7 protein-coding genes and 1 pseudogene are annotated in these 12096 nt (G+C 46.1%); 3 read left to right on the forward strand and 5 right to left on the reverse strand.

Going from position 1 to position 12096, the window contains the following annotated elements; translation table 11 throughout:
• Positions 1-24 precede the first annotated feature (24 nt).
• The 4 genes and pseudogenes from KTT_RS32790 to KTT_RS32805 form a co-directional block, all read right to left on the reverse strand.
• Positions 25-816, reverse strand: a pseudogene (locus KTT_RS32790) (urease subunit alpha); the annotation flags it as partial.
• 233 nt (positions 817-1049) lie between these two features.
• Positions 1050-2774, reverse strand: a complete 1725-nt coding sequence (ureC, locus tag KTT_RS32795) for an urease subunit alpha (RefSeq protein ID WP_126601953.1) — start codon at positions 2772-2774, stop codon at positions 1050-1052.
• A gap of 230 nt (positions 2775-3004) precedes the next feature.
• Entirely contained in the window at positions 3005-4093 is a 1089-nt protein-coding gene (locus tag KTT_RS32800) for a toll/interleukin-1 receptor domain-containing protein (protein WP_160146301.1), read from the reverse strand.
• A gap of 13 nt (positions 4094-4106) precedes the next feature.
• Entirely contained in the window at positions 4107-6245 is a 2139-nt protein-coding gene (locus KTT_RS32805) for a phosphotransferase family protein (RefSeq protein WP_126601957.1), read from the reverse strand.
• Between the two features lie 575 nt (positions 6246-6820).
• Between KTT_RS32805 and KTT_RS32810 the strand changes: the two genes are divergently transcribed.
• From KTT_RS32810 to KTT_RS32815, 3 genes are read left to right on the forward strand one after another with little or no spacing between them, the layout of a single operon-like run.
• Entirely contained in the window at positions 6821-8026 is a 1206-nt protein-coding gene (locus KTT_RS32810) for an ABC-three component system protein (RefSeq protein WP_126601959.1), read from the forward strand.
• Positions 8026-8508: a three component ABC system middle component gene (locus tag KTT_RS37855; protein ID WP_371864947.1), complete on the forward strand. Its 483-nt coding sequence runs from the start codon at positions 8026-8028 to the stop codon at positions 8506-8508. Before KTT_RS32810 ends, KTT_RS37855 begins: the two co-directional genes overlap by 1 nt.
• Positions 8508-10439, forward strand: coding sequence for a DUF3732 domain-containing protein (locus KTT_RS32815; RefSeq protein ID WP_126601961.1), 1932 nt, complete (start codon positions 8508-8510; stop codon positions 10437-10439). The genes KTT_RS37855 and KTT_RS32815 overlap by 1 nt, the downstream gene beginning before the upstream one ends.
• A 251-nt stretch (positions 10440-10690) precedes the next feature.
• Here the strand turns inward: KTT_RS32815 and KTT_RS32820 are convergent, their stop codons facing one another.
• A complete protein-coding gene (locus KTT_RS32820) occupies positions 10691-11902 on the reverse strand; it encodes an IS256 family transposase (protein ID WP_126599403.1) in 1212 nt (403 codons plus the stop codon).
• Between the last annotated feature and the right edge of the window lie 194 nt (positions 11903-12096).

Here is a 12096-nt window from a genome sequence, read left to right on the forward strand (position 1 = left end):
GCGTAATTGCACTGTCAATCCAGGTTAAAATAAGAAGTAACGCTGCGCCAGTGGGAGCACCCCGGCCGGCTCGCAGGTCAACAGCTCTCCATCGGCGCGTACTTCATACGTTTCTGGATCTACTTCAATCTTTGGTGTGGCCGCGTTATGGATCATATCTGCTTTTCCAATATGGCGGCAATTCTCCACCGCCACACTCTGTTTCCGCAGCCCAATTTGGTCTGGTAAACCAGCCTCCAGCGACATCCGAGAAACAAACGTCAGACTGGTCGCGGCCGTCGCGCCACCAAAGGAGCCAAACATGGGACGATAGAGCACTGGCTGTAGCGTAGGTATCGATGCGTTCGCGTCTCCCATCGCACTCCATGAAATGAAGCCGCCCTTAATGATCATTTCTGGCTTGACCCCGAAGAACGCGGGGCGCCAGAGGACAATGTCGGCCAGTTTGCCAGGTTCAATTGAGCCGATATGCTGTGACACCCCATGGGTAATCGCCGGATTTATGGTGTATTTGGCTACATAGCGCTTGACGCGGAAATTATCATTGCGCCCACTATCGGGTGCCAGCGGCCCACGCTGCACCTTCATTTTATGTGCAGTTTGCCAGGTACGCGTAATGACTTCTCCAATGCGTCCCATCGCCTGCGAATCGCTGGAGAGCATGCTGAAGACGCCCAGATCATGCAAAATATCCTCGGCGGCAATTGTTTCAGGGCGGATGCGGCTCTCCGCAAAGGCCACATCCTCAGGCACCAGTGGATTGAGATGGTGGCAGACCATCAACATGTCCAGGTGTTCAGCCAACGTATTTACAGACTCCCTCATTTACCACCTCGGACGAATTGCGAAATCTTGTAACATCAGTGCGCATCCTGTTCCGAAATACAGACGATTGATACTGCAATTCGTACCAGCGATTTAACGTCGCCCTCTAATTGTAACTTGCGATCACAACGTGATCCTCAGTTCATCAGAGTCTTGATTTACGTCAAGGCTCTTTTCGTTTTTGCTTTCATTGCGTCGGAATGCAACACAAAGATAGTTTCATCTCAAAATAAGAAGTACCGTTGTGCCATGGGGAGAACTTCAGCAGGTTCACAGGTGAGTAATTCTCCATCGGCCCGCACTTCATAGGTTTCGGGATCAACCTCAATGTTAGGCGTCGCCGTATTGTGCAGCATATTAGCTTTGCCAATAGTCCGACATTGCTCTACTGCAACCGCCGTTTTGTGTAAACCGAGCTTAGAGGGGATCCCCTCCTCTATGGCTGCTTTAGAAACAAATGTCAGGCTCGTAGCAGCCGTCGCACCACCGAAGGAGCCGAACATAGGTCGATAAAGGACTGGTTGCGGTGTCGGGATAGAGGCGTTCGCATCTCCCATCGCGCTCCACGAGATAAACCCGCCTTTAACGATCATCTCTGGTTTGACTCCAAAGAAGGCAGGGCGCCAGAGGATGAGATCAGCCAGTTTGCCTGGTTCAATCGAACCAACATGCCGTGCTATGCCGTGGGTGATGGCGGGATTGATTGTGTACTTGGCCACGTAGCGTTTGACCCGGAAATTGTCATTGCGCTCTGAATCTTGAGGTAAAGAACCGCGTTGTACTTTCATTTTATGTGCAGTTTGCCAGGTACGCGTAACGACTTCTCCCACGCGCCCCATGGCCTGCGAGTCGCTGGAGATCATACTGAAGACACCCAGGTCGTGTAAGATATCCTCAGCAGCAATGGTTTCAGGACGAATGCGGCTCTCTGCGAAGGCCACGTCTTCTGGGACCATCGGGTTAAGGTGGTGGCAGACCATCAACATGTCTAAGTGTTCGGCTAAGGTGTTCAAAGTAAACGGTTTGGTAGGATTTGTCGAGGATGGCAAGATATTCTGGTATGAAGCGATGCGGATAATATCAGGAGCATGACCACCACCAGCACCTTCTGTATGGTAGGTGTGGATGGTGCGACCTCCAATGGCCGCAATCGTATCCTCTACAAAGCCGGCCTCATTGATGGTGTCTGTATGGATCGCGACCTGTATGTCGTATTTGTCGGCAACCTTAAGACAGGTGTCGATAGCCGCCGGTGTGGTGCCCCAGTCTTCATGGAGTTTCAGGCCACAGGCACCTGCGCGTATCTGCTCTTCTAGCGGCTCCGGGGTAGCCGTATTGCCTTTGCCCAGGAAGCCAAAGTTAACGGGCCAGTGCTCGGTCGCTTGCAGCATTCTCGCCAGATTCCAGGCGCCCGGCGTACAGGTGGTCGCGTTGGTACCTGTAGCGGGACCTGTCCCACCGCCAATCATGGTGGTAATGCCGTTAGACATGGCCTCATAGACCTGCTGTGGCGAAATAAAGTGGATGTGAGAGTCGATGCCGCCAGCCGTCACGATCATGTTCTCGCCAGCGATTACCTCGGTCCCTGAGCCAACGACCAGTTCAGGATCAACGCCATCCATCGTATCGGGATTACCGGCCTTGCCAACTTTGACAATGCGACCATCGCGGACACCGATATCTCCCTTGACGATGCCCCAGTGGTCGATAATGATCGCGTTGGTGATCACCAGGTCCAGGGTACCAGGGCTTCCCTCGCGGGTGGCGCGGCTGCTCTGGCCCATGCCATCGCGAATGACCTTGCCGCCACCGAAGGTGATCTCATCTCCGTAAACGGTATAATCCTTTTCAATCTCAATCAGTAACTCGGTATCAGCCAGCCGTACGCGATCGCCGGTCGTGGGACCATAGAGATCGGCGTACATCTGGCGAGGGATGCGTAAGCTCATACGTGTTGCCCTCTCATCACGATTTATGATAGTAGAGTATCCTGCTTATAATTATCCTGGGACCACAAACATTCCCTATGATGAAGGATGTCCGTGATACCATAGGTTACCTTTGCTCTATGAAAGTCTTTCTCTAGTATACTGTGAAAACGAAAGCCTGGTATTTGCTCAGGAGCAGCATGTGGTTGTTTTGTACATACTAATCGACAGGTAGATGAATGGGGCGCCATTCATCTACCTGTTTTGAAGCGACAAAGCAAACGGTTTAGCGCTTGCTGGTATATCTCTTCGTTTGACCAGTGTGTAAAGTCATCAATCTCTCGTGTCTGGCGAAGTTCTTCAGCCCAATCTTCGTTCAATTGCCAAATCGTCTCATCTAGGCGTATGGGAATCAAGATGTGGCGTTCTTGTTCTTTTTCTGTCGCCAGGGCATCAATGACTTCCTGAAAGACCCAATCAGGTTTCTGGCTGTTTCTCCAGTCTAGTTGTACTGAGTGTTGTGAGAGAATAATGATATGAGGTATTGAAAATCGAAGCTCGTCGTCAAGTCGATCTTCATCGTCGAGCCAACACCGTATGCCCTGACGCTGCAGATCCTGATGCAGCTTTTTTGCAAATGCTTGATCTTGTTGGGTGTAACTGATAAAACAGGCCTCCCATTTATGGTGGGACTGAGCAGAATCATCAATTGGAATTATGTTTCCGGAGCGAATCCCATTGATGATGCTGTTCGAAAAACCGACGCCTTGAAGAAACTGTATGGGAAGATTATTATGGAAGCGCATAATGACGTCGAGATTGAGATACGATTTGCACCGATGTACGGCAAATTCTAGCCCTTGTACGTGGCACAGGTTAACATCTGCGAACACTGTTAACCCTAGTTGCGCTCCTTTCATATCTGCATTTGTGAGGTTAACCTTTGAAAGGTTTGCCTGATAGAAATAAGCACCGTCGAGCCGGGTTCCACTTAGATCGGCTCTATGTAAATTCACCTGAAAGAGGTCGGCTTCACTCAGATCTGCCTCACAGAGTCGGGCTCCGCTGAGATTGGCTCCGGAAAGGGATGCTTTACACAATTGAGCCTGATTCAAATTGGCTTGGGTGAGATGAGCAGAGACAAGCACAGCCTTATGGAGGTTGGCTCCGCTCATATTCGTGTGAGAGAGGACGGCACCATTGAAATAGACGCCCTGAAGATCGCTATCGTGTAGATCGGCGCCAGAGAAGTCTGGACGAGCATCACGGTGCTCTGTCCTCCATTGATTCCATATTTCTACGCCTTGCTTCAACAATTTTACATGTTCTGGATTAGCCATAGTCATTCTTCCTTTACAGTTTTCTCGTAGGATTGTCTTTTCTGGTAGCGCTTTTTGCCTGAGAGAAGGTCATGTACGAGAGTAGTTCTCGTTGGGGAGCGATGTTTTTCATGCTTTGCTGATCGAGCTGAGAACATATTTCTTGCAGAATAGAGGCGTTCATATAGAACTGTATACGTTCCCGTAGAAGCGAGAAGCCTGGATAAACGCGCTCAATACCTTGTACAAGGTTTCTATCATAGCCGTGCGGTCCAAACAACGTCGCGAGGTCATACGCGGGATCTCCAAGCCCGGTTTGTGTGAAACCAATGACGCCACCGATCGAATGATTCTGCGCCTGATAGAGAATTCTCTGCGGCCCAAAGCTGCCATGGATCAGGGTCGGTTTCAGTGAGAAATTGTGCGGGATATCGAGGAATTGCTCAAAATCGGTGGCGATCTGGCTTTTCATGTCCGGCTCAAGTTGTGGAAAGAACTCTAAGCGCACTCGCGTATAGAGCGCTTCATAGCGTTTGCGTTCATGGAGTACCGGCAGACTGATAGGCGCAAGGTCTGCCAGGGGTATATGATGAAGCGTATAGAGGAAGGAGAAGACCTGGGAAACAAGCACCTCTACTGTCTGGTCGCTATCAATGCTTTCTAACATCTCTTTATAGAGCGGTTTGCCTGGGAGTTTGGGGTAACCCATAAAGATGCGACCGAGCTCACCGTCGTGTGGGGTTTTGTACACAGGATTGGGAATGGGAAGAGGCACGCGTCCCTGCAGGCTCCGAAGAAGCGCATACTCTTGTTCCATGGCGGCAATGGCCGCTGGACTATCGGGAAGACGAAAAATGATTTCATCGTTGACTATTAGTAAATCTAGATTGTCTTCTTGCATTCCGCTCATCTGACCGATACGGCGTACACGGATTTCAGGGTACACTTCAGGGAGGTGCTTTTTAAAGACCTTCCGAAGATAATCGTAAAAGGTATCATAGCGGGTGTAATCATCGGAATTGAGAAAGTCAGAGGGATATGTTTGTGGCACTAATGATGGCAGTTCGCGTTTGAGAAAGTGTGCTATCTTTTGTCTGTCATCTGGCAAGCCATACTTTCGCAGTACATCTGGTAATTCTGGAACAAAATCAGCGTCCCAAAGGTCGGCCCGTTTACTGATGAGGGAGAGTACGGTGATCTGCCGTCGTGTGAGTTCTGCCAGCGTCCATTGCCGTTGATCTGCTGGCTGTTTACTGGAAAAGACAATGAACAGTAGCATTTCAGCCAGCGTCATGGCCCATAATTGCTCAGCCTGGAGAAGTTTTTCTTGCAGTGCTGGTACGAACGGCTGAAGCAGTTCCGGCCGTAGATGTCCAAGCCCAAGTGCTGCCGCTCGCCAACTGATTGCTTCTTTGCACGGTAACTCCTGGTAAACATCCAGGTGTTCAGATGGTTGAAGCAAGACATGCGCAAGGAGTTGAACAACCTCTGATGGCGTTTCATCTTTTGCCAATCGTACCAGTACAAGTGCGGCGCAGAAAATAATGAGCTCATCTGTATCTTCTCTTACGAGATCGGTGAAGAAAGCCAGGGTTTCGGTTTTCGATGACGAAAGTGCCCCCAGGAGCAGGATTAAGTTGGCACGCGCTTTGCGTTCAGATTCTTGCCTGAGTCGTGTAACGAGATGGGCCCACAAATCTGACGTCAGCGTTGCCACATGCCGCAAAAGCTTTGCCGCCTGCATGCGTATTTCCAGATCAGGTGCATCGAGCAACGCGAGATAGATTGGATGGCCGTGCATGACCTCATCGCAAGCATCTTTGAATGGGACGTGTTCTGGAACATTCCATTGAGGAACTTCGGCGTTCTTGCGCCACCTCTCTTCGGAAAGATCGGGATTGGTGACGGCTATTTGTGTGAGCAGTCTCAGGATCTCTGCTTTCTCTGGAACTGCTGGCTCCCGAAGCAATTCAATCAGATAGGGTACCGCGTAGGCTGTCGCGGGGCAGATCCAGCCCTGATGGCAAATTGAGCCGCTGAGGCAGCCCATGGCTTCCTCTCTGATGTATTCGTAGGGAGAGGTCAACTGACGAAGCCACATCGGTACTTCTTCCGCTGAGCCATAAGCATGTTTCAAAGCGTACCAAGGAAGTGCATTTAGTCCGTCAAACATGGCTGTTCTTCTTTTATTCGTTTTCGTCTTTGAGAGAATCAATGGTTTAGGGGTGAGTTCATATACTTTGCGAAATTAGCATGAAAGTTTTTGTCTGTCAATGTGTAGATGAAGATTTTGTGCATTGGCATGCATCTTCCTTTTTTTTGTATGAACTTATATTCTTATCATAGACAAGTCTGAGCAGCGGCGATATTCGGTTGGTTTTAATTGGACTTTGTTATTCTTACTTGGAAGGACGACATTGTTTCACGTTTGTGATGCTGATGTTCTTGTGAATTCCTGCCTCCTGTTAATGTAAGCGCACTGTGAGTAGAGTGGTACTAGCCGCACTTTAGTTGCAAGGTATTGCACACTCTGCAGCTGCGACAGCTTCGTCTGAAGAGCTTTTGAAAATACTATACTCTCCATATGTTGTTAGAGAATAATTTGATCTTACTACTTGTGGATTTCTCATTGCTTCTGTTATACTTACAGCAGCTCGCATAACAAGTTTCATGTCTAATAGGATAGATTGTTTCTTAAATAATATATAGCAGTATAGTGAGATTAGATACGTGTTTAAGGTGGCCGCAATGACTGACCAATTTTCTGCACAGGATCCCGCCCTTGGTTATCTCTTTCAAATAAGATATGCACTTTTATTTCTTTTGGAAGCGCGTGAGGACGGACAAGAGTTTGAACTAGCTATCGAAAACCTCGATGATATTGATATCGTGAAAGATGGCAATGAACTTAAGCTTATTCAAATAAAACTCCATAGAAATCCTGATTTTCTCACGGATGCATGTTCTGATTTGTGGAAGACTATTAGAATTTGGTGCACCAATTTAAAAAATAAAAAAATTCAATTAGAAAATGTGGTTTTGACTATCTTAACGACAGGAATAGCTCCAAATGGATCAATCGCAAATATGCTGAGGCCTAAACCCTTTGGCAATCGAGATGTAGATACTGCTGTAGAAAAACTCATACATATCGCTAATACATCGAAAAGTCAAACGAACCAAGGCGCGTACGCCATTTTTACATCTCTCAGTAAGGAAGAACAAACCGCACTTGTCGAAAAAATTCAAGTACTTGATGGTTCTCCTGGCATCCTTGATCTCCGAAAAAAGACATTAAATATCCTTACTTGTGCTGCACGAAAAGAATATGTGGAAGCGGTTTATGAACATATTGTGGGCCGATGGGATGATTTAGTGATAAGACATCTTTATGAGCGCTCCTCTAACTATATTTCCTATAAGGAATTATCCAATATGATTGACGATATTCGTGAGCAGTATTATAGAGACTCCCTTCCAATTCATTTCCCACGCTCAGTGCAAATAGATCAAAACGAGTTGAATGAAGATCAACGGATGTTTATTGAACAGTTGAAGTTAGTCAAAATTGGGCAAAAACGTGTCAACCATGCAATCAGTGATTTCTACCGATCATCACGTCAACGTTCAAAATGGATCAGGGATCTATCTATACCCATATCGGAATTAGAACTTTACGACGAAAAGCTCTACTATGAATGGGAAAGAATTTTCGCCACAATGGAGGAAGACTTAGAATACGAGACAGTGGAAGAGGTTCTGATCAAAGAAGGGAGGAACCTTTATGAAGATATGATGCGACTGAATTTCCATATTCGAGTCCGTTGTACTGAGGAATTTATTACACGAGGCAGCTATCATATGCTTGCGAATCAGCTACGTCTTGGTTGGCACCTCAACTTCAAAGTTCTCCTAAGCCATTTACAAAATTGTGAGAAAGAGGCAGCGTCATGATGTCTTGGGATAGACGGCCCATTGAAATTGCTAGTCTTTTGAATCCCGCATTTTGTGGGGAAGTGATACGTCGATGCATTGTTAGTTTCGAGGAAGTTGAATCCGAGCCATTTCCTTTCCCGTTGGTTTATTTAGTCTTACCAATAGTTTTACATACAAAAACTAGAGAAACTATGCGCTCAGAAAGGCAACTGCATGTTTGGTTGCAGTCTCACGAGGATATGAAAATTGGATTTGCTGATCGTACGAGGCAACTAGTTCCTATAACAAAAGAGGCAATATTATTTCTTCTGCAGGTTCACGCTATCACGTTCGATGATCAGGCAAGATTAAGCACCGCTCATTATCGTCGGCGGGTCCCTCAATCTCAAAAGGAAGGTGAGATAGAAAGTTGCTATAAAGCAGCTGGCGTTATTGGTCGTTGGTTCGCACGGGCTGGTAGTGTTACGACAATATATGTTCTGTGGGGAGTTCGACCATAATGCAGATACAAGAAATAGTTATCTATAGCTACGAGAGAGAAAAGCGTGTTGTGCCTCTTGATCCTGGAAAAGTTAACATCATTACGGGAGCATCTTCAACTGGAAAAACATCAATAATCCCTATAGTTGATTATTGCCTTTGTGAGGGCTCTTGCATGATTTTTGATGGTGCAATTACCGACAAGGTATCATGGTTTGGATTGTTGCTTCAATTTCCTGATAGCCAAATGTTTGTAGCAAGAGAAAATCCTCCTCAAGGGAAAAAATCAACGAATAGAGCTTACCTGATTCAGGGAGATGTAGTGGCCAGCCCTGATTTAATATCTGAACCCAATACTACAACAGAAGCATTAAAAGATCTGCTCACAAATAAAATTGGCATTTCTCCAAACTTAAATACTCCTCCGCCTAATCAAACTCGTGCTCCCCTAGCTGCAAATATTAGGCATGCGTTGTACTATTGTTATCAAGATCAAAAGGAGATCAATGTAAATAATAAACTATTTCATGGACAATCTGAGCCGCAAATTCCCCAAGTGATTAAAGATACACTTCCATATTTTCTCGGTGCTATTCAAGAGGATCAATTGGCATTAGAACAACAATTGGCACGTAAACAAAAAGAAAAGAAGAGATTAATACGTGCATTACAAGAAGCTGAAGCTATTCAAGGTGGCGACCAGGGAAAAGCTTTAGCGCTTCTTGCCGAAGCAAGTGAGGTTGGCCTTATATCTTCTATACAAGATATACCCGCAGAACAAGATGAGGTTTTTACATATTTACGACGAATTACGTCTTGGCTTCCAAGCGAAGAGGCAACCTTTGCAAATTCTGATACATTGGGAAATTTGCAGGATGATGTGACCGAATTACGTCACCAACTCAGTGAAAAATCTGATGAAATTAGACAAGCAAAAATTTTTGCCGATGAAGCTGAGGGTTTCGCAACAGAGATACTGCAGCAGGAAGTGCGACTTGAAGCTCTACAGCTATTTAGTGCAGAGAAGCAGAATACAGAAATATGTCCTCTCTGTTCTCACACATTAGAAATACCGGTGCCAAGTGTTGCTGCTATCAATCGTACTTTAGATCACCTGAGGTCAAACTTAGCATCTACATCACGGGAGCGCCCCAGATTACGGTCCTATATAAATCAGCTTGAGATTGAACAAAGTAATATTAGGCAGCAGATACGTGAAAAGAATCAAGCAATTGATGCTCTCATAAAAGAAGAGAGTGTAGCCTCTCGATTAAAAGATCTGAACATCAGAAGAGGAAGAGTAATAGGAAGAATTAGCTTGTGGCTAGAGAGTGTTAGCCTAACTGACACAACCTCTCAGTTAAGAGAAAGCATAAATAGGATCCAAAGAGAAATAGATTTATTGGAGGCAAAAATTGATTCTGAGGAGAAAACAGACCGTCTGGATCGTATCCTCTACAGGATAAACGTTTCAATGAGCGAATTAATTAGGCAATTGAATATAGAATATCGAGATGATCCAGTCCATTTTGATTTAAAGAATCTTACAATTATTGTTGATACTGAAACTAAATCTATTCCTCTGAGTAGAATAGGTAGTGCACAAAATTGGTTAGCCTATCATCTTGTAGCTCTTCTTTCTTTTCACAAGCATTTTGTTCAACAAAATCGCCCTGTCCCACGTTTCCTTTTTCTTGACCAACCCTCACAAGTTTACTACCCTCAAGATATTGAGCTTGATCCTAATATGAATACTTCTAATGATGAAGAACGTGAAGCGGTACTCAAGATGTTCAGTTTAATCTTTGATGTAGTTGAAAGTTTAGCCCCTAACTTTCAAGTGATTATCACTGAACACGCAAATTTGGATAATGAACGTTATCAGTCTTATGTGAAAGAAAACTGGAGAAGAGGTAAAGCGTTAGTGCCCACTAATTGGATTAGTCGTTAATCGAAGAGATACAGATGCAAATATAATTGTTTTTAGATGCTGCTGAGCGGGATGAGTTAGAGTAGCTGTGATAAAAGAAAGGTCATAGTGCTAGGATAATGCCAGAGTGATATAGCTTTGATCGGAAGGCTACGTGGTTCTAGATATTATCAAAGAGTAAGGAAATGGCCAATAAAATCATCTCCGAATACAGAGACTATCTGGGGTAGTTGTGCTGGAGTCTGTCAAGACTTTTGTGTATGTATTTTGCTCTATTGGGGAAAACGCTCCCCAAAGAGCAAAGCAAAGCAATTGAGCGCTGGCACCCAATGGTAAATGGGCATGGTCCACTTTTTGGCAATATTGAACATGGCCAGGTACACGACTTTGTAGACGGCTTCCTCGGAGGGGAACATGCGGTGGTTCCGTGTCACCTTGCGCAATGACATGTTGACTGACTCAATTGCGTTGGTGGTATAGATCACTTTGCGAATATCTTCTGGATAGGTAAACAACGGGATAACATGGCTCCAGTGGCTTCTCCATAACTTACTGATGCTCGCATATTTTGGGTCCCATTTCTCTGCAAACAGTTCTAACTGAAATTCCGCTTCCATTTCCGTGGCGGCGGCATAGATCTGCTTCAAGTCGGCGGCCACCTCCTTGCGGTGCTTGTAGGACACATATTTGAGCGAGTTGCGCACCATGTGCACCATACACAGTTGGACCTGGGTCTGCGGATAGAGCGTTTCGATGGCTTCGGGCAAGCCAGTGAGCCCATCCACACAAGCGACAAACATATCTTTGAGTCCCCGATTGTGCAACTCGGTGAACACGGAAAGCCAGAATTTGGCGCCTTCGTTGTGGCCTAACCACATTCCAAGCAATTCTTTTTGGCCCTGCATGTTGACCCCTAAAGCCAGATAGAGGGCGCGATTGATGATGCGCTGGTTCTCCCGTACTTTGACCACCAGGCAGTCCACGTAGACAATCGGGTAAAGCACCTCCAGCGGGCGATTCTGCCACTGACGCACCTCATCAAGCACGGCTTCGGTGACATTGGAGACAAACGTGGCTGAAATGTCAACACCATAGAGCTCCTGGATCTGCGCTTGAATATCACGGGTCGTCATGCCACGGGCGTAGAGCGCCAGGATCTTCTCGTCAAAGCCCTCCAGCCGTGTTTCATGCTTGGGGATCAAGACAGGCTCAAAACTGGCATCACGATCCCGTGGCATGTCAATGCTCACCACTCCTTGTGATCCTTTGAGGGTTTTGCGGCTGCGTCCATTGCGGACGTTGGTGCATTCTTCAGTGCGCTTGCCATGCTTAGGATAGCCGAGATGTTCTTCCATCTCTGCTTCCAAACAGCGTTCGATCAACGCGCCAGTGAGTTGTTTGAGAAATCCGCCTTCAGCGAGCAGCTGTTTCGGATCGCTGCATTCTTTGAGCAGTTCATCAATGAGTTCGCGTCGAATGGTCATACGTTTTTCCTCTTCTTCCATCTTCCTCATCCTATTATACGTTACGTCTTACGTATCACGTATTACGTATTATTTACACAAAATATTTTACACACTCTTGTGCTGCGAAAAAACTCGCATTGGATGGCTTGCTAAAATTTCCTAATGTGAGCAAGTAGTCAATTGATGGATTCCATAAATTTGTTTTGCTTCTA

Source organism: Dictyobacter aurantiacus, from assembly GCF_003967515.1.
In the GTDB taxonomy this organism is placed as follows: domain Bacteria; phylum Chloroflexota; class Ktedonobacteria; order Ktedonobacterales; family Ktedonobacteraceae; genus Dictyobacter; species Dictyobacter aurantiacus.